Source organism: Dellaglioa sp. CoH-56-MRSF-12 (assembly GCF_056782075.1).
In genome coordinates this window covers 95,541-118,850 of the sequence record NZ_JBXAYD010000002.1, presented here as the reverse complement: position 1 = coordinate 118,850, position 23,310 = coordinate 95,541, and the positions used below count along the sequence as shown (strand labels likewise).

General features: G+C 31.6%; 24 protein-coding genes. 3 read left to right on the top strand and 21 right to left on the bottom strand.

All coding sequences use genetic code 11. The features are described 5' to 3' along the window. Nucleotides 1-2: 2 nt before the first annotated feature. The 6 genes from ylqF to AC1RPY_RS02355 all read right to left on the bottom strand — a co-directional run bounded on the left by ylqF (nucleotide 3) and on the right by AC1RPY_RS02355 (nucleotide 5,149). A complete protein-coding gene (gene ylqF / locus AC1RPY_RS02380; RefSeq protein ID WP_481761330.1) occupies nucleotides 3-851 on the bottom strand; it encodes a ribosome biogenesis GTPase YlqF in 849 nt (282 codons plus the stop codon). A gap of 142 nt (nucleotides 852-993) precedes the next feature. Then, complete coding sequence (locus AC1RPY_RS02375) at nucleotides 994-2,442, bottom strand: S41 family peptidase (protein WP_481761331.1); 1,449 nt, start codon at nucleotides 2,440-2,442, stop codon at nucleotides 994-996. Nucleotides 2,443-2,456: 14 nt separating this feature from the next. Next, nucleotides 2,457-2,678 (bottom strand): YozE family protein, encoded by a 222-nt coding sequence (locus AC1RPY_RS02370; protein WP_409022525.1) that lies wholly within the window; start codon nucleotides 2,676-2,678, stop codon nucleotides 2,457-2,459. A gap of 15 nt (nucleotides 2,679-2,693) precedes the next feature. Further along, nucleotides 2,694-3,308: a YpmS family protein gene (locus tag AC1RPY_RS02365; protein ID WP_409022524.1), complete on the bottom strand. Its 615-nt coding sequence runs from the start codon at nucleotides 3,306-3,308 to the stop codon at nucleotides 2,694-2,696. Nucleotides 3,309-3,319: 11 nt separating this feature from the next. Next, on the bottom strand, nucleotides 3,320-4,219 hold the full coding sequence (locus AC1RPY_RS02360; RefSeq protein ID WP_481762178.1) for an SGNH/GDSL hydrolase family protein: 900 nt from the start codon (nucleotides 4,217-4,219) through the stop codon (nucleotides 3,320-3,322). An 81-nt stretch (nucleotides 4,220-4,300) separates the two neighbouring features. Further along, nucleotides 4,301-5,149, bottom strand: coding sequence for a DegV family protein (locus AC1RPY_RS02355; protein ID WP_481761333.1), 849 nt, complete (start codon nucleotides 5,147-5,149; stop codon nucleotides 4,301-4,303). A 139-nt stretch (nucleotides 5,150-5,288) separates the two neighbouring features. Between AC1RPY_RS02355 and trhA the strand changes: the two genes are divergently transcribed. Beyond that, complete coding sequence (gene trhA / locus AC1RPY_RS02350) at nucleotides 5,289-5,930, top strand: PAQR family membrane homeostasis protein TrhA (RefSeq protein WP_481761334.1); 642 nt, start codon at nucleotides 5,289-5,291, stop codon at nucleotides 5,928-5,930. A 49-nt stretch (nucleotides 5,931-5,979) separates the two neighbouring features. Here the strand turns inward: trhA and AC1RPY_RS02345 are convergent, their stop codons facing one another. The 5 genes from AC1RPY_RS02345 to dapB all read right to left on the bottom strand — a co-directional run bounded on the left by AC1RPY_RS02345 (nucleotide 5,980) and on the right by dapB (nucleotide 11,435). Further along, nucleotides 5,980-6,468 (bottom strand): dihydrofolate reductase, encoded by a 489-nt coding sequence (locus tag AC1RPY_RS02345; RefSeq protein ID WP_481761335.1) that lies wholly within the window; start codon nucleotides 6,466-6,468, stop codon nucleotides 5,980-5,982. A gap of 23 nt (nucleotides 6,469-6,491) precedes the next feature. Beyond that, nucleotides 6,492-7,439, bottom strand: coding sequence for a thymidylate synthase (locus tag AC1RPY_RS02340; protein ID WP_481761336.1), 948 nt, complete (start codon nucleotides 7,437-7,439; stop codon nucleotides 6,492-6,494). A 7-nt stretch (nucleotides 7,440-7,446) separates the two neighbouring features. Beyond that, nucleotides 7,447-9,342 carry an ABC-F family ATP-binding cassette domain-containing protein gene (locus tag AC1RPY_RS02335; protein ID WP_481761337.1) on the bottom strand — a complete coding sequence of 632 codons (1,896 nt, stop codon included), beginning with the start codon at nucleotides 9,340-9,342 and terminating at the stop codon, nucleotides 7,447-7,449. A gap of 96 nt (nucleotides 9,343-9,438) precedes the next feature. Then, nucleotides 9,439-10,653: a CCA tRNA nucleotidyltransferase gene (locus tag AC1RPY_RS02330; RefSeq protein WP_481761338.1), complete on the bottom strand. Its 1,215-nt coding sequence runs from the start codon at nucleotides 10,651-10,653 to the stop codon at nucleotides 9,439-9,441. Beyond that, on the bottom strand, nucleotides 10,650-11,435 hold the full coding sequence (gene dapB / locus AC1RPY_RS02325; RefSeq protein WP_409022516.1) for a 4-hydroxy-tetrahydrodipicolinate reductase: 786 nt from the start codon (nucleotides 11,433-11,435) through the stop codon (nucleotides 10,650-10,652). Before dapB ends, AC1RPY_RS02330 begins: the two co-directional genes overlap by 4 nt. Nucleotides 11,436-11,608: 173 nt before the next feature. On the opposite strand from dapB, the gene AC1RPY_RS02320 reads away from it, so the two are divergent. Both AC1RPY_RS02320 and AC1RPY_RS02315 read left to right on the top strand, forming a co-directional pair. Next, the gene (locus tag AC1RPY_RS02320) at nucleotides 11,609-12,469 is read left to right on the top strand and encodes a YitT family protein (protein ID WP_481761410.1); all 861 of its coding nucleotides are present in this window, start codon (nucleotides 11,609-11,611) and stop codon (nucleotides 12,467-12,469) included. A gap of 91 nt (nucleotides 12,470-12,560) precedes the next feature. After that, nucleotides 12,561-13,391, top strand: coding sequence for a site-specific integrase (locus tag AC1RPY_RS02315; RefSeq protein ID WP_481761339.1), 831 nt, complete (start codon nucleotides 12,561-12,563; stop codon nucleotides 13,389-13,391). A 96-nt stretch (nucleotides 13,392-13,487) separates the two neighbouring features. Here AC1RPY_RS02315 and AC1RPY_RS02310 read toward each other — a convergent pair whose 3' ends face one another. From AC1RPY_RS02310 to AC1RPY_RS02265, 10 genes are all read right to left on the bottom strand, one after another. Continuing rightward, on the bottom strand, nucleotides 13,488-14,093 hold the full coding sequence (locus AC1RPY_RS02310) for a sugar O-acetyltransferase (RefSeq protein ID WP_481761340.1): 606 nt from the start codon (nucleotides 14,091-14,093) through the stop codon (nucleotides 13,488-13,490). Between the two features lie 134 nt (nucleotides 14,094-14,227). Then, nucleotides 14,228-14,698, bottom strand: a complete 471-nt coding sequence (locus AC1RPY_RS02305; RefSeq protein ID WP_481761341.1) for a GNAT family N-acetyltransferase — start codon at nucleotides 14,696-14,698, stop codon at nucleotides 14,228-14,230. Nucleotides 14,699-14,780: 82 nt separating this feature from the next. Further along, nucleotides 14,781-16,040, bottom strand: a complete 1,260-nt coding sequence (locus AC1RPY_RS02300; RefSeq protein WP_481761342.1) for a tetratricopeptide repeat protein — start codon at nucleotides 16,038-16,040, stop codon at nucleotides 14,781-14,783. A gap of 154 nt (nucleotides 16,041-16,194) precedes the next feature. Continuing rightward, nucleotides 16,195-16,470 carry an HU family DNA-binding protein gene (locus AC1RPY_RS02295; RefSeq protein WP_409022511.1) on the bottom strand — a complete coding sequence of 92 codons (276 nt, stop codon included), beginning with the start codon at nucleotides 16,468-16,470 and terminating at the stop codon, nucleotides 16,195-16,197. Between the two features lie 198 nt (nucleotides 16,471-16,668). Further along, the gene (der, locus tag AC1RPY_RS02290) at nucleotides 16,669-17,979 is read right to left on the bottom strand and encodes a ribosome biogenesis GTPase Der (protein WP_409022510.1); all 1,311 of its coding nucleotides are present in this window, start codon (nucleotides 17,977-17,979) and stop codon (nucleotides 16,669-16,671) included. A gap of 91 nt (nucleotides 17,980-18,070) precedes the next feature. Beyond that, complete coding sequence (gene rpsA / locus AC1RPY_RS02285) at nucleotides 18,071-19,315, bottom strand: 30S ribosomal protein S1 (protein WP_481761343.1); 1,245 nt, start codon at nucleotides 19,313-19,315, stop codon at nucleotides 18,071-18,073. Between the two features lie 98 nt (nucleotides 19,316-19,413). Further along, nucleotides 19,414-20,079 carry a (d)CMP kinase gene (gene cmk / locus AC1RPY_RS02280; RefSeq protein ID WP_481761344.1) on the bottom strand — a complete coding sequence of 222 codons (666 nt, stop codon included), beginning with the start codon at nucleotides 20,077-20,079 and terminating at the stop codon, nucleotides 19,414-19,416. Nucleotides 20,080-20,133: 54 nt separating this feature from the next. Next, entirely contained in the window at nucleotides 20,134-20,742 is a 609-nt protein-coding gene (locus AC1RPY_RS02275) for a LysM peptidoglycan-binding domain-containing protein (RefSeq protein ID WP_481761345.1), read from the bottom strand. Nucleotides 20,743-20,799: 57 nt separating this feature from the next. Beyond that, on the bottom strand, nucleotides 20,800-22,251 hold the full coding sequence (locus AC1RPY_RS02270) for a RecQ family ATP-dependent DNA helicase (protein WP_481761346.1): 1,452 nt from the start codon (nucleotides 22,249-22,251) through the stop codon (nucleotides 20,800-20,802). Continuing rightward, nucleotides 22,238-23,272: a helix-turn-helix domain-containing protein gene (locus AC1RPY_RS02265; RefSeq protein ID WP_481761347.1), complete on the bottom strand. Its 1,035-nt coding sequence runs from the start codon at nucleotides 23,270-23,272 to the stop codon at nucleotides 22,238-22,240. The genes AC1RPY_RS02270 and AC1RPY_RS02265 overlap by 14 nt, the downstream gene beginning before the upstream one ends. Nucleotides 23,273-23,310 lie beyond the last annotated feature (38 nt).

Sequence of the window (23,310 nt, the reverse complement as noted above, 5' to 3'; positions counted from 1 at the left end):
AACTATTCGCCACCCAATTGAGGGATTTCTAAGGTATAACGACCAAGTTTACCTTGTCTAATATCAAATATAATTCTCTCACTCGCACGATCATAATCTTCTTTGAAACCCATTTTTTTTGTTAAATCTAATAATAAATCAACATTACTTAACTGCATTTGTTCATCCGTTAATTTATATTTCTCTTGTAATGCCTTTGGATTTGTTTGTTTAAAATGTTCTAACCCGTATAATGCAATGTCATCTTTTGCATATAAAGAGTCTTTTATTGCTCCTGTTAAAGCAAGACGTTTACCGATTTCTTGATCTTCAAATTTGGGCCATAAAATACCTGGTGTATCTAAAAGAGACATTGATTTTCCGGCTTTTAACCATTGCTGTGCTTTTGTCACCCCAGGTCTATTTCCAGTTATGGCGACATTTTTACTTAACAAATGATTTAGTAACGTCGATTTTCCAACATTCGGAATTCCGATACACATTACCTTAACTCGTTGTTGGAGGATACCTTTACTTTCTCGTAACGCTATTTTATCTTTTAAAACAACGTTAATTTTTTTCTCGATAGCGTTAAGTTGTCCGTGTTGACTATCTACTGCAACTGCCGGAATTCCTTTGTTTTCATAGTACTGTAGCCAACGTGCAGTAACGTTCGGATCGGCCATATCTTTTTTTGTTAAAACCATAATATGAGGTTTTGTTGCAAGTAATTGCTCAAGTTGCGGATTTCTAGATGATTCAGGCAATCTTGCATCAACTAATTCAAGTACGATATCTACTAAGTTTAATTTTTCCTTTACTAATCTTAAGGCTTTTGCCATATGTCCTGGGAACCATTGGATTACTGTCATTTAAATTCTCCTTGTTAAGCCAAGTAAACTTTTAATTAACTTGCTTAATTCTTTATATTTAACTCTCTTAATCAGAATACCTTAATTTGTGCACAAAAAGAAGAGAGTTCCGCTATTTAGTTTCGCCCTCTTCAGTCTTTTATTAATTTGTTAACGATTTAATTGCCGCATCATAGGCAGGATCATTTTTTGAAATTTTTTTCTGAACTAATGTTTCAATTTTTAAAGCAGTATCTTTGTTAACTTCGCCCGTTTGAGTTAAAGTATTTTCTTTTTGTAACATTTTTACTGCATTAACCGTTGATGTACCAAAGTAACCATTATTTTTGTCTTTATAATAATTAAGTGCGCTTAAGTAAACTTGAATCGTTTTAACTTGAGGTGTAACGTCTTCATATTTATATGTTTTATCAGTATTAATTAGTGGTGAATAAGCATACGCAGGATAATCAGCTGAAATAGTAGGCTTAATCCCTTTTTTATTAATCCAAGAACCATCAGGTGTTAGCCATTTAGCAATGGTAACTTTTAATTCTGTTTTATCTGTAAAGGTATTGATTGTTTGGACGGTACCTTTTCCATAAGATGTTGACCCAATTAATTTATCATTACCAGATTGGTTAAGTGCGGCTGCTAAAATTTCAGAAGCACTTGCACTATCTTTATTAATGACAACAGCTGTTTTTTCTGTGACTTTAAATCCTGAGTCATATTTTTTACCAGCCTTATATACTTCAGGAGAACCCGTTTTGCCTTGTACCTGCATAATTGTTTGACCATCTTTTAAGAACATTGATCCAATCGCTAATGCTTGATCCATAAGGCCACCTGGATTATCACGAACATCAATGACAAACGATGTAGCGCCATCTTTTCTAAGTGACTTCACTGCAGATTTGACTTCGTTAGATGTATCCTCAGAAAATGTACTAATTTGAATATATCCTACTTTTTTATTCTTTTTCGAAATACTACTATAGACTGTTTTAACAGGAATATCATCTCGTTTTATTGAAACATTAAATGTTGATGAATCACGTTTAATAGTTAGTTTCACTATTGTTCCTTTTTTACCTCTAATTTTTGAAACAGCTTTTTCTAAACTGAGACCATAAATAGATTTACCATCTATTTTTTGGATAATATCATCTGTCTTCAAACCAGCCTTTTTAGCTGGTGTTCCTTTAATAGCTGAAACAATCTGAATATTTTTCTTGCTAATTTTGACTTCAGCACCGATTCCAACAAATTTACTAGAAATAGTTGAATTTAAATTAGTCGCATCTTCTTTACCTAAATAGGCCGTAAATTTATCTCCAGTAGAGTCGACCATACCATTGATAGCCCCATCGACTAATTTTTTCTTACTGATATTTTTATAATAAGAATTATTTAGTGCCGAATAAACAGACTCAATTTTGGCTAAATCTGAACTAGTCGTTTGTAATGACCCAACTAATGTATTAATTTGACTAATTGCAAAAAAATACATTGCAGCAGCTCCGACTATAAAAGATAAACAAATTGACCCTATTAAGGTCCAAAAATGACGACCAAATCTAAAACGTTTTTCTTTTTTATCTTTTTCCATAATTTAATTCCCCACTAATTCATTTTGTCTAAATATCGGGCCCAAGCGTCATCAAAAATTGTCATTGAAGGTAAATATCCTGCATTTAATTCAAGATAATTAGAAAGAAAGTCATACTTATCTGACAATTTAGGAAAACTTTGATCATAAAATGCATTATTTGCAAATTGGGACACCTCATCCGTACCGTGATCATTGCGTTCGGTCATTAAAAATTGATAAAATGTTTGTCTCATAAATTGATACCTCATTTAATTTAAAGGGATAGAAACATCGAATTTAAAAACATTCGTTTTTAAATCAATTTTGGTTGCACTAGCTTGTATACCATTCTCAATATCTAGTTTTTTTAAGTTAAGCATAATTGTTTGTTCTTTGCTATTAATCGTAATCCAATTTGGTAAATCATATGCATTTTTTACATAATCCATTATAAACTTTTTAGGAACTGGTAATGAACCTACAGCAACAGATTTTGCTTTTAACAAGATATTACCATCATCTGTTACAACTGGATCTGAATATAATGTGAATGAAATATTTTGTCCTAAAATTTTTGTTGTGCCCATTAATATAGCAGATTTATCTACTAAAAACCGATATTTAATTGATTGACCTTTTTGAATTGATTTTAAATAATAATTAATGGTTCCGTTAAGTTGTTCCTTGTTCATTTCCACGCTTAGTTCTGTTCTTTTTGTTGCTTTTGAAGTGGTTTGAGTTGTTAGTGTCTTTTGATCTTGGGATTGGTTCATAATACTAACGGAAAAATAAAGTAGTACGCCAATCAATAAAGAAAATAATATGATAAACGCAACTTTCCATGCGTTAAAAGTGGTTGATGTTTTTTCTGTTCTTTTCGGCATAATTCTCCTCATTATTTAAATAAATGATGTTCTTCCATTGATTTGAACAACAAATCAGTCATTTTTTTATAACCTTTTTTATTTGGATGAAAATGATCAGTTATAGAAATATAGTTATTTTTTTCATCTTTTTCTTGCAAGACACTTTCAAGATTAAAACTAGATAAATCAGATAAGTCTGAGCTACCCAAAGTCTTGGCTAATTTACTTGTTTTACCATAATATTGTCCTTCAGAAAGCTGTTTTTCAACACTAACAAAATAACTATTTTTATCATTTTTAACAACCTTGTTGGTTACGTTATTCCATGATTTAACAATCGTTTTCATACTACTCATTTCGGGGAAATAAACGTAAAATGGGTTATACACTCCTATAACGTAGATAGGCGCGCTATTATTATATTTTCTAATCTCTTTAAATAAATCATTTAAATTTTTTGTATAAGTCATTTTTTCAGTATCAATAGCTTTATTTAACTTATCAGTATCATTAGATAAAATGTTTTTTTGTATAACCTGTAATAGGTCATTCCCACCAACTGTTAATGTAATAACAGTGGCTTTTTTTAACGTTTTTTGCATTTTGGGTTGTTTCTTTAATCTGCTATAAATTTGATCACTTCGATCTCCTGATAAGCCAAAGTTAGAGGCAGTTACTTTCATATTTTTATCAGTATTTATTTTTTCTGTAATTAATGAAACGAATCCACCTTTATTCGTTTCATCTCCGACACCCTGCGTTAAAGAATCACCAAGGGATACTAGCTTAAGAGCTGTTTTTTTATGGGGCACTGTTATTAAAGAATGATTCGAAAAATGGCCGGTTGCAAACCACAGCCCACTAAATATAAGACCACTTAGTACTAAAATACTTAAAATAGTAATGGAAAAGCTTTTAAAAAATTTCAAAAAATCATTCCTTTATTTAATTAAAAAAACCGGACAAAAACAGCTGTTTTTGGACCAGTTTAAAAATAATTATTTAATATATTAGTCTTTATCTGTGTAGAACATCACTGCAAAAGCCCCTGGACCACCATGCGTCGCAATAATAGGTGCTGTCTGTCGAACTAGAATATCAACTTTTGGGACTGCTGTTTGTAATAAATCGCGAACTTCAAATGCCTTTTTTTCATTTCCAGCATGAGAAATACCTACTGCTTTAACATTAGGTGTACTTTTTAATTCTTCAACTAAATCTGCAATAAATCTGTTAACCGTCTTCATACCACGGCCTTTATTTTTAATTTTTAATTCGCCATCAATCATTTCCAAAATAATCTTCATATTTAAAACACTTGAAAGAACACCAGTTAATCTTGATATACGTCCACCTTTGACCAGATTATCCAGAGTCATAACGGCCATATTTAGAGTTGAATTCTTACGGATTTCAGAAATTTTTGTTAAAATATCATCCATTGATGCACCTGAATTTGCTAACTTAGCAGCTGCTAAGACTTGAAAAGCCATACCTCGATCAGTAGAACGAGTATCAACAACGGTTACATCGGATTGACTCATTTCTGCAGCTTGCTCTGCAGTATGAACTGTACCACTAATTTGGTCAGTCATGTTAAGTGAGAGAACTTGGCTACCATCTGCCCCAAGACTGTCAAACATTTCTACAAAAGTACCAATTGGTGGCTGACTTGTTTTAGGTAACGTTTTTGACGTTTCCATTTTAGTCTCAAATTCGTCATTTGTAATTGATTCACCTTCAACGTAAATAGTATCATCAATCATAACGCTTAGAGGTATAATGCTAATGTCATTTTCTTTTATTTCATTATCTGTTAATCCAACAGATGAATCCGTTATTATTTTAATTTTTTTCATGTTTCTTCATCCACACTTTCTTAACAAAAGTTTTTAATCATGATACAATAATGTCACTATAAACTTTTCTATTTATAATGTCTAGTATATCAGAATTACTGGTCTATTTCACATAGAAATTGATGACTGAGGTGTTTTTTTGGAACATAATTACAGTAGAAGGTATCTCATCTTAAATGAGGTATTAAACGCGGTAACTCATGGTATTGGTCTTGGGTTAAGTATAGCGGGATTGATTTTTTTACTTATTAAAGGTGCTCATAATGGTAGTGCATTAGAAATTACCTCGTATGCTATATATGGTTCATCTTTGGTACTGCTGTACTTAACTTCTACCCTATTTCATAGTTTAATATTTACACGAGCAAGAACTGTTTTTCAAATCTTCGATCATAGTAGTATCTATATTCTGATAGCAGGTACTTATACGCCTTATTGTCTTCTCTCTGTTGGTGGGGCATTAGGTTGGACACTATTCGGAATCATCTGGATGATGACCGTTTTAGGAATTATTTATAAATCAATTTGGTTGGGTCATTTTAAAACAATTTCAACCATCATTTATCTAATTATGGGCTGGCTTTGTTTGAGCGCAATGATGCCACTTTATAATAGCCTCGGTACAATTGGGTTCTGGCTACTTGTTTCTGGTGGCATTGCGTTCACAATCGGCGCTGGAATTTATAGTATAAACGGTGTTAAGTACTTACATGTCGTTTGGCATTTATTTGTGATGTTAGGTACAGGATTAATGTTTTTTTCTATTTTATTATATACTTAAAGTTAAAAAGCGAAGACACATCCGTATTGGATATGTCTTCGCTTTTTAATTATTTTTTATCATAAATTCTAAATTCATGATCATATACATTTTTTTTGTCAATCATTCCCGGAATCGTTTCAATTAATTTCCAATGAGTATAATCAATAGGAATCATCATCACATCACCATCAAACGTAGCGTTAATTTTTGTTTGATACAATCTATTAACTTTTACATACATTTCAGAAAATAATGTTGCGCCACCAATAACAAAAATATCTTCAGAATATGTTTCTAATAAATCATTCAACTCTGGTATTGAATGAACAATCTTTAGAGTATCTGTTTCAACTAAATCGTTTTTACTTGAAAGAACAATATTAATTCGATTTGGTAATAGTCCCGGAAAACTTTCAAATGTATTTCTGCCCATAACAACGACCTTATTAAGCGTTGTTTTCTTAAAAAATTTTAAATCATTTGGTAAGTACCAAGGTAGCTTACCCTTATATCCAATATGATGTTCACTGTCTTCAGCCCAAATAAAATTAATCATTATTGACTCTCCTTAAGTAAATATTAAACTGCAACAGGCGCTTTAATAGGTGGTGCAGGATTATAGTCTTCTATTTTAATATCCGTCATATCGTATTCAAAAATACTATTTTTATCAGGATTTAACCATAATTTTGGCATGGGTTGCACTTCACGAGAAAGTTGTTCCTTCACTTGTTCTATATGATTATTGTAAATATGGGCATCGCCTAATGTGTGAATGAATTCACCAACTTCAAGTCCAACCTCTTTAGCAATTAGATGAGTTAATAACGCATAACTTGCAATATTAAATGGTACACCTAAAAAGACATCGCCACTTCTTTGATATAATTGACAACTTAATTTACCATCAGCCACATAAAATTGAAATAACGTATGGCAAGGTGGTAATGCCACATTTGGTACATCTTCTGGGTTCCAAGCGGACACAATTAATCTTCTAGAATCAGGTGTTTTTTTGATTGCTTCAATAACATCTTTAATTTGGTCAATCGTATCACCTTGTCTAGTTTTCCAATTACGCCACTGACTACCATAAACGTCACCTAATTCACCAAACTTTTTTGCAAATTCATCGTCTTCAATAATTTTATCGCAAAAAAGGTTTTTCTGTACTTCATATTCTTTTTTAAAATCAGTCTCTAAAAGTGATCGATGTCCAAAATCAGTCATATCTGGACCCATATACTGAGAACTTTCAATGTAATTTTTAAAAGCCCATTCGTCCCAAATATGATTCTTATGTTTCAATAAATATTGGATATTAGTATCACCTTTTAAGAACCACAGTAACTCACTCTTAATTAAACCAAATGGTACTTTTTTAGTTGTTAGTAGTGGGAATCCTTGACTTAAGTCAAACCTCATTTGATAGCCAAAAAGACTTTTAGTTCCCGTTTTTGTACGATCAGATTTATCATTTCCGTTCATTAAAATATCACGTTCAAGTTGCAAATATGTTTCTTCCATACGAAAATTACCCCTTTTCTGCATATTTACCTAAATAGTCCCAACGATTCATCTTTTCTTCAATTTCATCATCTAAATTATCAATTGACACTTGTAGTTCACTTAATGCTACAAAATCATTGCCATTGATATTCGACATATCACTTTCAGCTTTTTCTTTCTTAGCTTCTAAATTATCAATTGTCTGTTCAATTGTTTCAAATTCTTTTTGTTCAGCATAAGTTAATTTAACTTTTAATTTATCGTCAGAAATGGTGTCGTGTTCGATAATTTTTTCTTTTTTTGATATTGATACGGCATCATCCAGTGATTCTTTAGCAAGGTACGATGTAAATAATCCAGTATAACGATTAATTTTAGCATCGCCTTCAAAAATAAGTAATTGATCTGCAACTTTATCTAAAAAATATCTATCATGTGAGACAGTTATAACTGCGCCATTAAAAGATTCTAAATAGTCTTCAAGTACTGTTAATGTTCCAATATCTAAATCATTTGTAGGTTCATCTAGTAATAAGACATTTGGTTGTTGCATAAGTAATTTCAAGAGATAGAGTCTTCTTTTTTCACCACCGGATAGCTGTCTAATTAATGTCCCATGCATCGATCTTGGAAAAAGAAACTGCTCTAAAAGTTGTGTTGTACTTATTCGTTCGCCATGTTTATTTTCGATATTTTCACCAATTTCATTTAGATAGTTAATCATTCGTTTATCGCCAGGTATGGGTTCAGTTTGTTGCTGGTAATAACCTAATTTAACCGTTTCGCCCATTAGTAATTCGCCAGAGTTAAGTGGTAATTTTCCAGCAATTGCATTTAGTAAACTAGATTTACCAGCACCATTTTTACCGGTAATCCCGATTCTATCGCTCGCCTGAATCAACTCACTAAAATGATCAATAATTTTATGATTTTCTAAGACTAAACTAGCTTCTTTTAGCTCAATAACCTTTTTACCAAGCCGCTGTTGGCCTAGTCCAATTGAAACATCTTGATCAATTTGTAATGAATTCATATTTTCTTTTAAATCGTTAAAACGGTTAATTCGTGCTTGTTGTTTTGTTGATCTAGCTTTTGCTCCAGTACGCATCCAAGCTAGTTCCTTTTTATATAGCTGTTGTTCTTTATGCTCAGCGGTAACTTCCTGGGCAACTCTTTCAGCCTTTTGAGCAACGAAATCTTGATAGTTACCTTCATACGAGTGTAATTTACCAAATGATAGTTCTAAAATCTGGTTGGCAATTTGATCTAAAAAATACCGATCATGAGTAACAACAATTAAAGCTCCTTTGTACGTTTTAAGGTAACTTTCTAGCCATTCAATAGAACTAAAGTCCAAATGGTTTGTTGGTTCATCAAGAATTAATAAGTCAGGAGCTTGTATGAGTACTTGAGCCAAGCCAACTCTTTTTTTCTGTCCACCAGATAAGGTTGAGACTTTTTGTGTTAAATCCGTTATTTGTAATTGCGTTAGAATTGTTTTAACGTCATTATCGGCATTCCATGCATCTTCACGATTCATACGATCTTCCGCATCTGAGTAACGTTGCTGTAATTTTTCATCTTCAGGATGTTCACTATAGGCTGTTAAAACAGCTTCATAATGACGAATTGTTTCAAAAATAGGTGAAGCTCCTTCAAAAGCGGCTTCCATAATTGTCATATCATCATTTAATTCTGGTATTTGTTTTAAATAACTCATACGATAGTTATTTGGTTTAATTAAATCTCCTGAATCAGCTGGGTCAAGGTCTGTTAATGCATTTAATAACGTTGTTTTCCCTGAACCGTTAGTTCCAATCAATCCGATTCTATCTTTTTCATTAACAATAAAATTTAAATCATCAAATAATGTTTTTTCGCCGTATGTTTTCTTTAAATGTTCTACCCTCAGTGTTTGCATGTAATCACTCTCTTATCTAATTGATTCTCTTTTATAATTTGTATTACTAAGCATGTTTTGTAAAAAAAGAGATTAAATGATATTTAATCTCTTTTTTTACGCTAATTTTAACATTAGTTGCTTAGCCACTTTTAATAATTGAGTTGATTCGTTTGGGACTTCTTCTAGTAAAATACGATTTTCCAATATGGATAAAATTTGGCCTAATTTTTCACCTGGTTGAATACCAACATCTTTTATTAACTGTCGTCCATTAATTGCCATGTCTTTTTTAGACTTAATTGGAAGTGCAGTATAAGCAACTGTCAGCATTTCTGCATCTAAATTACTATTAAATATTGCTGCAACTTCATTTGCAATTAATAATAATTCTAATCCAGTTTCATACATCAGTTCTCGATTAACGGAATCATGAATAATACCGTTAAGTGCTTTGATAACTATTTGAACGTGTGTAATTAACTCATTTGAACTTTTCCATGAGATTAGAAAATGATTAATATTAGTTTCTGTTATCTTTAGAACATGAATAATTAACGACCAAGCAGCTACTTCTGATGTAAGTTTAATTGATTGCATTTTTGACATATCAGTTAGTTCCGATAAATAATTATTAAATTCGGGACAATATTTTACTAAATCTGATTCAACAAAATGTCGAAGTCCAATTTGAGGATTTTTTCCCAACAGTAATTTAATAAATTCAATATGAATCCGTTCAATAGCAATCTTTTTCAATAGTGGTGCATGTTTATTTAATGCTTTCTTCGTTTCCATTTCGATTGTGAAATCTAATTGGCTTGCAAATCTAATTGCCCTCATCATTCGTAAAGCATCTTCATTAAAACGTTCATCAGCAGTGCCAACAGCTCTAATGATGTGATTTTCTAAATCTTGTAGTCCGTTGAACAAATCAATAATCCGTCCATCATGTGTCATTGCTAAGGCATTGATTGTAAAATCACGACGTTTTAAATCTTCTTCTAAAGAGCGTACAAATTCAACATGATCTGGACGTCTAAAATCTTGATAAGTTGATTCTGTTCGAAATGTGGTGATTTCATAACCTTCTCCATGATCTAAAACCATAACAGTCCCATGTTGAATACCTGTATCTACCGTCTTATTAAAAATTTCCTTAATTTCCTCAGGGTATGCACTAGTGGCAATATCAATATCATGGATTGGTAATCCTAAGATAGTATCCCTAACACTTCCTCCGACAAAATATGCTTCAAAACCAGCATTTTCAATGGCTTTAATCACTGGTTCAGCATTAATGAAATCATCCGCAAGATTGGAAACTATCATAATATATTTTCCAATCCAACTAGTAATTCTTTATATTGTCCAATTTTTTCAGTAGCTAATGCAACACCAGACATGAATGAAATACGGTCAAATGAGTCCTGACGAATAGTTAATGCTTCACCCTCGCCACCAAATAAGACTTGTTCATGAGCAACATAGCCTGGTAAACGGACACTATGAATTCTCATGCCTTCAAAGGCTGCACCTCTCGCACCTGGTAATGTTTCTCTTTCATCAGGGTTGCCTTGAATTTTAGGTTTACGAACTTCAGCAATTAATTTTGCGGTATTTAAGGCTGTACCACTTGGAGCATCCAATTTATTATCATGATGCATTTCAATAATTTCAACGTCAGGTAAATACTTAGCAGCTTGTTGCGCAAATTGCATTAATAAAACAGCTGAAATACCAAAATTAGGAGCAATCAATCCACCTAATTTTTCTGTTTTACATAATTGTTTAAGTTCAGCTATATTATTTTCCGATAAACCCGTAGTCCCAATAACTGGTGACATATGTTTCGAAATAGCAAATTTAGTATTTTCGAAAACAACACTTGGGACAGTAAAATCAATCCAAACATCGGAAACTACGTTTATTTCATCTAGCTTATTGAATATTGGGACATTCTCTGTCTTATAGTCAGTAATTTCATTTATATTTTTTTCTGTAGCTGTAGTACTATAGACTCCAACTAATTCAAATAATGGATTTTCTAAGATCATATTTGTTGTAGTGGCACCCATTCGTCCTTTAAATCCAGCAACCAAAACTTTAATCATAGTAATCCTCCTCATCTTTAATTAATACAATCTAGTTTAACAGATTTATACTAGATTTAAAATGATAGTCAGCAGACATTCATCGATAATATGGTATGATATTTATATTGAATTTATTTCAGGGGGTAGAACTAATCTTAAAAAATGAACGAATTAAAATAATCGATTTAGTAATGATTGCGTTAGGTTGTTGTTTTTATGCATTTGGATTAGCAACCGTTAATATAACAAACCATCTTGCTGAAGGTGGTATAACCGGAGTTACTTTAATTTTACGTTATTGGTTTCATATTGATCCTGCGTATTCAACAATTGCAATTAATGTTCCATTAATCCTTATTGGTTACCGTTTTTTAGGTAAACGATCATTAGTCTATACTATATATGGAACAATAATGTTATCTCTTTTCTTATGGATTTGGCAACGTGTTCCGATTCAAATTAATGTAAATGATGATTTGTTTTTAGCAGGTATCCTTGCTGGTGCTTTTGGTGGCCTTGGGTCAGGCTTAGTATATCGTTTTGGTGGTACTACTGGTGGAACTGATGTAGTGGCTCGAATTTTTGAAAAAACACGTGGTATTCAAATGGGTAAGACAATTCTTGCCCTTGATATTGCTGTTTTGGTCATATCACTTAGCTACTTAGATTTAAGGCATATGATGTATACCCTACTAAGCTCATATGTTTTCTCAAAAATTGTTAACTTCACTCTTGAAGGTAGTTATTCTGGACTTGGCATCTTAATAATTAGTGACCAATATCAAATTATAACTAATGAAATTTGGGATAAATTAGGCAGAGGTGTTAGTTACATCAATGGTGAGGGATCTTATTCTCGCCAAAATAAAAAAATGATTTATGTTGTTATCAACCGTAATGAACTTCATCAGTTGAAGGAAATATTACAAAACCAGGATTCAAATGCTTTTGTTTCAATTAGTAGTGTTAATGAAGTACTGGGACAAGGGTTTAGTTTTAATCGACAAAAAAAGAATAAAATCACTAATATCACTAATATCTTTAATAAATGATTGGTCTTGCGCACTGCGATTTTTGCAGTGCGCTTTATTAGTGTGATATAGTTAAAGTAACTTATTGTTTATTACTAAAGGAGGCAATTAAATGAATTATCCCTATCAAAAAGCTTTTAATTTATCATTAGAATCCAACTCTTTGTCCCCATCAACAATTTTAGAATATAACTACGATATTCATGATTTTTTTAACTATCTTCTAAATTTTAATGATGCATTCTCTAATTCAATAATGGTTGAAACTATCTTAGAATCAGACGTTCGTCAATATTTAACTATGCTTCAAGATAAAAGAAATATTAAAAATTCAACATATACTAAGGTTTTATCGCATCTGAATGGTTATTTTAAATATTTATTTACCCATCAGATAAATACTCATATTCCAACATTAATGTTAAAAGGGAAAAAAAATATCGCAAATTCTGTTATAACCTTCAATTGGTTAATAGACTTCGACTCTTATCTTTTAAATTCAGAAATTAGCTACTATTCTCGACTTGTTTTATTAATGACACGGCATTTCTTTAAAATTTCAGAAATCTTACAACCTGGTTTTTTCGTTAGCTTTAAACAATTAACATTTACGGAAACAGAGGAATTATTTTTGAAGCAATTCAATACCTATATTAAACAACTACAAATTTTACAAAACTCCAACGATTGCTTTTTAAAACTGCGTAAAAATGTTGAAGCACCTTTATTATCTTTACCTGGTCTACATAAATTTTTAAAGAAAGATTTACAATTTATTGCGCCAAATGTTTCACCACGTCTGCTGTACCAGTCAGCTATTTGTTTTTCTATTCTCACTAACAATACGATGACAGATTCAGAAATTATGATGACGTTAAGAATTGATCCAAATTCACTTTTATACTACCGTCATTTAATTATTGAACAAAAATTAATCATATAAACCTTAAAAGAGCAACAAAAAGGAGCTAGAAAAATTCTAGCTCCTTTTTGTTGCCCAAATATTTTTAAATTATGCTACTTTTCGCCATAACTTTATCTAACCAATAGTCTTAATAATTCGTGCTGGATTACCTGCGATTAAAACATTATCAGGTACATCTTTTGTTACCACACTACCAGCACCAACGACGACATTATTTCCAATCGTGACACCAGGTAAAACAATCACTGATCCACCAAACCAACAATCATCACCAATTGTAATTGGTGCATCATATTGCCATCCTTCACGACGTAAATTTTTGTCCATAGAATGATGATTAGGTGTATATAACTGACAATTAGGCCCAATGAAACAGTGTTCTCCAATTGTTATTTGTCCTGCACTTAAAATCTGTAAATTAGAATTAATAAATGTGCCTGACCCTATTTTTAACATTTCCGGCCATTCTATAGTTGAAATTGGAAAATATATTTCAGCAGATTTTTCCATATTAGGTAAAAATTCTTTAAGCATTTTATCTGCATCATTCGTATCATGAGCCGCCAATTTATTTATTTTATAAATAGTTTGTGCACTTGTTTTAACAGTTTTTTGAGCCCATTCTTCTTTAGAATATTGGTACCAATCGCCATCTATAATTTTCTCAGTAATACTTTTTTTACTCAATCGTTCAATTTCTTTTTCGTTTAAATCTTTCATGTCCCTACCCCCGATATATAATTTTAGATAATTAATCGCCATTTAAACAACATTACCTATCTAAAATTATATCCTTAATAGCAATTAAAAAGCAAAAAATAATAATATCATTTATAAATATACCATCATAAATTCTATAATCTCTTTTCAAAAATTAAATTTTGGTCATTTTGTTCTATAAAGTGATAATTATTAGTCTTAGCTACTTTCAAACTTTTTATATTATTCAAATCTAGTATTATTTTTAATTTTTTTAACTTATATTCCTTTATAGCTAGTTTCTCAAGTTCTGTTAAGGCCTTTGACATTATTCCGCGTCCTACATACGACTTGTCTAACCAATAACCAACCTCAGCAGTTCCCATATGTAAATCTATTCCATGTAAATCAATCATGCCAACGATATTCTTATTAATTTTTATAGCGAAAATTAATTTAGTTTCATCCTTAAAAGAGTCTCTTAAAAAAATTATTTCATCATTAATCGATTTCATAGCATTAACCCATGGAAGCCACTCACTTAATTCAAGACGATTACGACTAATTAAATTAAATATTTCAGTACTATCTTCTAATTTTGGTATCACTATCTGATTTGTAATCATTTTACTTCCCCTTCTTTAAGCAAATCTTACAAATTGCTAACAAAAAACGCTTATACCAAAAGAATGATATAAACGTTTTATTTTAATAATTTATATCATTTTGAATATCAATAATTTCTTGATCATCAGGTACTAAAGCTAAGTAATGTTTAATTGCGTCCTTTAACTCCTCTTGTCGTCCGTTCTCTCTAAAAATAAATATAACAGATCTTAAAAAGTCAACTTGATTAGTAAAATAAGGGTATGCTTCTAAATAATTTTCTTCAGCTTTATCATAATCTTCAAGTCTTTCATATGAAATAGCTAAATTCCAAAATATTTGAGGATCTACATCTCCGTCGCTCTTGATATCTTCTAGTAATTTAATATCTTCATCATCACGTTCTTGCTTAACTAATAAATTACTTAATTGTAATAATATGCCAGTATTATCTGGATTAATATCAATTGCTTTATTTAAATACTTTTCAGCTTGCTTCTCATCGTCCAATTTTAAGGCAACAGTCGCTGCCTGTTCATACAATGTATCATTTACCTCGTCAACCGCTAACCCTTCTTGATAGACAAGTAAAGCATCATTCAATCTATTCTCATCTGAAAGTGCTTGACCAAGAATTGGATATAAGGATGTATACGAAGGATCTTCTTCCTTCAAATCATAAAGAATATCAATTGCTTTTTGTTGATCATTTAATTGTAGATAGGTTAAACCCATCTGTAACTTAGTATCAGAGTCCATATTTTCTAAATGAATTTGTTCTAAATATGCCATTGCTTTTTCAAACTGCCCACTGTTTGCGTAACTAACACCTAATCTTTGTACTAAGTTAACCTGTGACAGTTCAGTCTGTCCTGATTTAATTAATTCAAGATAAAATCCGATTGCCTGACTAAATTGTTTTGTATTAAAATATAGTTCGCCTAAAGCAAATTGGATAACTTCTTCTTCAGGAGCCAACTTATATGCAGTTAATAATTTATTTTCACTAACTTCAAACATACCTTGTGTCTGATATAAATCGGCAGCAACCATAAGAGACTGAAGATAAGCTTCTGAATCTTCTTCAATTTCTGACAAATAGTTAAGTGCTTCATCAGATTTTCCTTCACTAATTGCAATATCTGCCAGGAATGTTTTTAAAGTATCTTCTTCTGGATATTTTTCTAATAATCTTTCATAAGTACGTTTAGATTGAGCTAAAAAACCTAAGCTATATAACTCTTCTGCTAAACTAAATAATGTTGCATCATTGTCTTTTCTTAATGCTCTGGCAAATTCTTTCATTGCCTCATCAATTTGTCCTTCGTCCAAGTAGTCTAGCATAATTTCTGAATGCGTCATTAAATAACTTCCCTTCATTATTAAATTAATATGGTTTAGTTTAATCTATCATACACACAATAGCTAGTAATCTCGTACATAACTATTGTCTATAAAATAAATTATAGATTGAAAAAGCTAGTACAAAATGAATTGTACTAGCTTTTTCTAAGTATTATTTAACAGAATCCTTTAAAGCTTTACCTGGTTTAAATGCAGGTACTTTACTTGCAGGGATTTGAATTTCTTCACCAGTTTGTGGGTTACGACCTTTACGAGCAGCGCGTTCACGTACTTCAAAGTTACCGAAACCGATTAATTGAACTTTTTCACCTGTAGCTAATGTGCTTTGGATTGAACCAAATACAGCATCAACTGCGACAGTAGCATCTTTTTTTGTCAATCCTGTTTCTTTTGCAACATTTTCGATTAATTGTGCTTTGTTTGCCATAATGTTTCACCTCCCCTAAAATGTGTCCGAATATTTAAAAATATTCAGCCATTATTATTTAAAATAAATAATAATAATAGAACCAGAGATTACTCTACTAATTCTTTATTTAAGATACCATACAAAACGTATTACATCAAGGTATTTAACTACTTTAGCAGAAAAAAAGATGGCATGGTAGCGTTTTATCAATTTGAATTATTTTCTTCTTCTTTCAATAACATGAATTGGTGTTCCTTCAAAATCAAACGATGTTCTAATTTGATTTTCTAAGAAACGTTCATATGAAAAATGCATCAAATCAGTATCATTAACAAATACAACGAATGTAGGTGGTTGTATTGCTACTTGTGTTGCATAGTAAATTCTTAAACGTTTTCCATTATCAGTTGGCGTTGGATTATGGGCTACTGCATCCATAATGACATCATTTAATACTGAAGATGTAATACGACGACTATGATTTTCATTTACGCGTTTAATTAATTCGGGTATCTTAGATAATCGTTGCTGTGTAATTGCAGACACAAAAATAATAGGAGCATAACTAAGATATGCAAATTCTTGACGTATATTAGCCTCAAAATCAGATAATGAATGATTATCTTTTTCAAGAGTATCCCATTTATTTACGACGATAATGATACCACGTCCTGCTTCATGGGCATACCCTGCAACTCTCTTATCTTGTTCCCGAATACCTTCTTCAGCATTTAACACAACTAAAACAACATCTGAACGATCAATAGCACGCATGGCACGTAGTACAGAATACTTTTCAGTATTTTCATATACTTTTCCGCGTTTTCTAATACCAGCTGTATCAATCATTGAGAACATATCGCCCTCTTCAGTATCAAAAGCTGTATCAATTGCATCACGTGTAGTCCCTTCAATAGGTGAAACAATAACACGATTTTCACCCAGGATTGCATTCACCAATGAAGACTTACCCACGTTAGGACGACCAATCAAACTAAACTTAATTCGACTGTCATCTTCATCAGGAATATTTTCAGGGAATTTCTTTGTAATCTCATCCAATAAGTCACCAACCCCAAGGCCATGACTACCAGAAACTGGAAATGGTTCTCCAAATCCTAATGAATAGAAATCAAAAATATCTTGTCTAGACTCGGGATTATCAACTTTATTAACCGCTAAAATAACTGGCTTATCAGAACGATATAAAATTTTAGCCACTTTCTCATCAGCATCCGTTACGCCTTCTTTTACACTTACAAGAAAAACAATAACATCAGCTTCATCGATTGCGATTTGTGCTTGTTCAGTGATTTGCGTCAAAAAGGGTTCATCACCGATATCGATACCACCAGTATCAATCAAGCTAAATTTTTGCGCTAACCACTCACTATGAGCATAAATACGATCTCGTGTAACACCAGGAGTATCCTCAACAATTGAAATTCTTTCCCCGGCTATTCTATTAAAAACTGTGGACTTTCCAACATTAGGACGTCCAACAATTGCTACAACAGGATTTGCCATAGATAGTACCTCACTCTCTAAATATCTTTTGTAATAAATAATAAAAACGACTGAACTACAGTTCAGTCGTTACTTAAAAATAATATTTTAATTATTTGTTAGTATCTGCATCTTCTAATGCTTTACCTAAAATATCACCAAGTGTGAAACCAGTACTTTCTTCTGGCATACCACTCATTGTTGATTTAGGAGCTTTAGCTTTTGGTGCAGCTTTTTTAACTGTTTTTTTCTTTTCAGGTTTTTCTTCTGTTGCTGGTTTTTCTTCGAGAGCTTTAATTGATAAAGCTAAACGATGTTCTGCTGGATGTACTTCAAGTACTTTAACTTGAACAGCTTGGCCAGTTTTTAAAACTTCGCCTGGTGTAGCAATATGTGTGTAAGAAATTTGTGAAATATGAACTAATCCTTCAATTCCAGGCATAACTTCAACAAATGCACCAAATGTCGTTAAACGTTTAACAGTACCATCTAAGACGTCATCTACATGGATATCATTTTCAACATTATCCCATGGTTGAGGTAATGTTTGTTTGATTGATAATGAAATACGATTCTTATCTAAATCGATTGCCAATACTTTAACTTTAACTTCTTCACCAACTGATAAGACATCTTCTGCCTTAGAAATACGGTTGTAAGAAATTTCTGAAATATGAACAAGTCCATCAATACCACCAAGATCAACAAATGCACCGAAGTTAGTTAAACGGGCAACTGTTCCTGTTACAACTTCACCAACTGTTAAAGTTTTAAGAGTTTCTACTTTTTGAGCATCTCTTTGAGCTTTAACAATTGCTTTATGTGATAAGATTAATCTATTTTCAGTTGGGTCAATTTCAATAATTTTGAAATCTAATGTTTGATGGTTATATTTTGATAAATCTTCAACAAAACGATCATCAATCATTGAAGCGGGTACGAATCCACGCACACCAGCATCAGCAACTAATCCACCTTTAACAACTTGTGTTACTGTAGCTTCGATTGTAGCATCATCATCAGCTAATTTTTGTAAGTCATTCCAAACTTCACGTTCAGCAATTCTTCTTTGTGATAGTAAGTAACTACCACCTTCTTTATCGCCACCGATACTTGAAATAACAACTAAATCCATAACGTCACCAATTTTGACAACGTCTTCTGTTTCTTCACCAGCTTTAAGTGCTAGTTCTTTAGCTGGTACAACACCTTCAACACCGGCGCCTTCAATACCAACAATGACTTGTTTAGCATCATCGATAGCTAAAACTTCACCTTTTATAACAGAACCAACCTTAACTTCACTTACACTATTTAATGCTTCTAGTAAATCATTATTTTCTTCAATATTACTCATGGACAATGTCCTCCTTAGCGAATAAACTCTATTTATTATTTTAGCTGAAATGAAGAGTAATTACTAGTGCTAATACTCATTTTTCACATTTTATTTTATTATTTGTTAATTATATCCATAATTTTCTGTACGACCCCATCAATATTCATTGAAGTCGTATCTACAAGTATAGCATCTTTTGCCTGAATAAGCGGAGAAATTTCACGTGTAGAATCTTTTCGATCTCGTTCGGCAATTTCAAACTCTAAAACATCAAGTGTTGTATTAATACCCTTAATTTGATTTTCCTTAAATCGGCGAAGAGCACGTTCTTTAACACTCGCAACTAAGAATATTTTAACTTCAGCATTTGGTAATACTGTCGTTCCGATATCACGACCATCCATAACAATTGATCCATCTTCGGCAATTTCTTGTTGTCTTTTAACTAATTCCTTGCGTACACCTTCTTGAGCAGCAACCGTTGAAACATTATTAGTTACCTCAGGTTGCCTAATTGCTTGTGTTATGTCTATATTGTTTATATAGACTAATTGTTCTGGATTTGCTGGTTTAAAAGAAATTATTGTATCTTTTAATAGACTAACTAACTTATCATCATTATCCAGCGCAACATTCTTTGCCATTGCTTCAAAAGTAATTGCTCGATACATTGCCCCAGTGTCGCAATAAACATAATTTAATTTTTTAGCAACTAATTTAGCGACAGTGCTTTTTCCTGCGGATGCCGGTCCGTCAATTGCAATTTGGATATTATTTTTCATCAAGTAATTCCTCCATAAAAATGGGATTGATTAGATATCAATCCCATATGTATATTATTTAACTCTTATTTTTTGTCCTGCACTAATAGAAGTAGTCAACCCTGGATTCATTTGTAGAAGTTGTTCTGTAGTTAACCCATTGTTTGCTGCAACACGATATATGCCTTGTCCTGCTTCGACAGTTACATATGACTTTGAAGATGCACTTGATGAACTATCAGAGCTGGTTGATTCACTAGACGCTGAGCTAGAGCTTGAATTAGTGCTAGAACTAGCTTTCTCTTTTGATTCAGAGCTAGCTTTTTCTTTTGATGCTTTTTCTTTCGATTCAGAACTAGCTTTTTCTTTTGATTCAGAGCTTTTCTTAGCACTTGAGCTAGAACTATCAGAATCATCAGTTTTGGTAACTATTTTTTTACTTACTGAACTCTCGCTTGTGGTTCTATCTTCTGGTTGGTATACTTTGTTACTTTCAACAATATAAAAAGCAATCGTTCCAATAATAATAGCTACAAAAACAACTAATAACCCCGTAGTTAATAATGAACTATTTTTACTTTTACGTCTATTCGCTGATCGAGAATAATTTCCATTATCGTCTCTATCGTCTTCGAATGATTTTTCCCAAGGCTTTTTTTCTGAATTATCTTTTTTATCACTCATTTTTCAATCCTCCTAAAAACAATTATCATTATTTTACCATAATAATCCAAATTATTCTCAAGATAATTTAAACAATCTTGAAATAATATTATCTGTTGATTGAATTAACTGCTTGTCATCATTTTTGATTATCTTTTTTTCTAATCCAATCTTTTGAAGTACATCCACATTAAATAACGCTGAGCAACAGAATTCATCATGTTCTATTAATTTCGATTCTCCAAAATGGTTTAAAATTTGTTGCTTTCGACAATTACTTGAATTAACAAACATTATCATATTTTGTAATCCAGTTTCTTTTTCAATTTTCCTTTGTCTAAAAAGGAACTGCACCTCTTCAACTGAGCTTTGTTTCTCATAGTAATAATCTAACAGTTTACCTTTTTCTTCTCCAAGACCAACTAATTCCTTATGTTTTTTAAAATACATCCTAATAAAATCATCATCTGGAATGGTTAAATCAATTAAGTTTCTTTGTAGAAACACATCATTTTCTTGAGAAAAAACAATTGCGATACTCTGCTGGCCATCTCGTCCAGATCGGCCAAATTCTTGTACGTAGCTTTCAAAATCAGCGGGCATATGATAATGGATAACGTATCTAATATCTTTCTTATTAATACCCATACCAAAAGCGCTTGTTGCACATATAACATCTATTTGATTTTCCATAAATTGTCTTTGTACCGTATACCTTGCCATATCATTCAAGTCAGCATGGTACGGTTCAGACCTTAATCCAGTGTTATTATTTATTAAATCTGAGACCTCATTTGCCTTTTTCTTGCTCGAGAAATAAACGATTCCAACACCCTTGATTTTATTCAATAAATTTAATAATTGCTTATTTTTATCAGATTCATCATGCACTTTTAAGACACTTAAAAAAATATTACTTCTATTAACCGATTTAATGATTTTATGAAAATCTCGACCTTCTGTTTTTAATTGTGTCATAATATCATTCTGAATATTTAGTGCAGCTGTGGCTGTCAACGCCAAAACGCAAGGTGTACCAAGTTTCACAATTGCATTATTCAAATCCAAATAATCAGGCCTAAAATCTGGTCCCCAAGTGGAGATACAATGTGCCTCATCTACAACAAATAGTGATACATCTATTTGTTTAAGGGCATTTATCACTTCAAATTGACTTAGCATTTCAGGAGATAAATAAACAAATTTATAAGATTGTATATTTTTTAACACATATTTTTTTTCAGAATAACTCAATATTGATGTTAATCCAATAGCTGTCCCATTACCACGAAAATTAAATTGACTAACTTGATCTTGAATTAAAGATAACAACGGTGAAACGATAACTGTCGTACCATTCATAAGATAGCCAGCTAACTGATAACACAATGATTTCCCAGTCCCTGTAGGTAGTACTGATAACGTGTCTTGACCAGATAAGATAGTTTCTATGGTTTCTTCTTGGCCTATCATAAATGAATCGAATCCAAAGTATTCCATCAATTTTTCTTTTAAATTAATTTTGGACATCTATTTTACTCCTATAAATTTGATACAAACGATAATCGAAAAAATTTATATCAGGTTTCTTATTTTGTATTATTTTAAAAGGTACTTGATCAATATCTCTCCCCATAATTTCAGATAAATCATTAACTATTTTTTTTGTTAAAAAAGTATCAAATGGAAATTTTTCACTAATCATTGCTAATTCAAGTAAATGTTCAAAAATTGTACTAGTCTTCAATCCTCTACTTTTAGCCACATCATTAACAGATAGGCCCATAGTAATTAATCTCATCGTTTCCTTTGCACTTTCAGAAATAATTCCTGTTTTTAGAATTGACTGAACTAATTCTTTGAACACACTTTGTTTTTGCTCCTCAATCCAACTAGCAAAAAAATTTATTGTATCTCTGTATATTAATTGAATCTCCATTTCTGATAGATTCAACTCATTTGCTAACTGTTTATTGGTCAATCCATTAAGATTATGACCAATTAATTTGTTCATAAATATTAAACTAGAATTTGTATCAATTTTTTGCACGAACAATCGTAATTCTAAATTAACTTGTTTTGTTAGTATTGTTTTGTCATTATTAGAAATCCATTTTTTGATATTAAATTTAGTTAATTCGGATGTTACGACAGGATAATAATGACGATTAACAAAGCTAAGTTCAGATACAACTTGTATAGCTAAAATACAAGTTTCTGACCATTCATTAAATTTATATTGATTTATTAATTTAGGGTGCTTAATTTGATATAAATCGCTTTTCGCTTTTTTTTGTCGAATTAAACCATTTTGCGTTAACCGAACTTGCCCATTAGATTCAGTGAGTAATTTATTTTGTTTCAACTTAGAAAGTATTTTTTGATATATTTCATTTGTAAATTGAGGATCAATACTAAAATAATCTAGCAAATCATAACGCATTCCCCAATATATATTGGAAACAGTATTCCGACCTGTAATAATGCTAAATATTACATTAGGTCGCCGATATTCGACATTAAACATTTGTAAGAGATAATCTTCAACCATAAAATACCATCCTTATAAAATAAAATGAGGAAGAATCA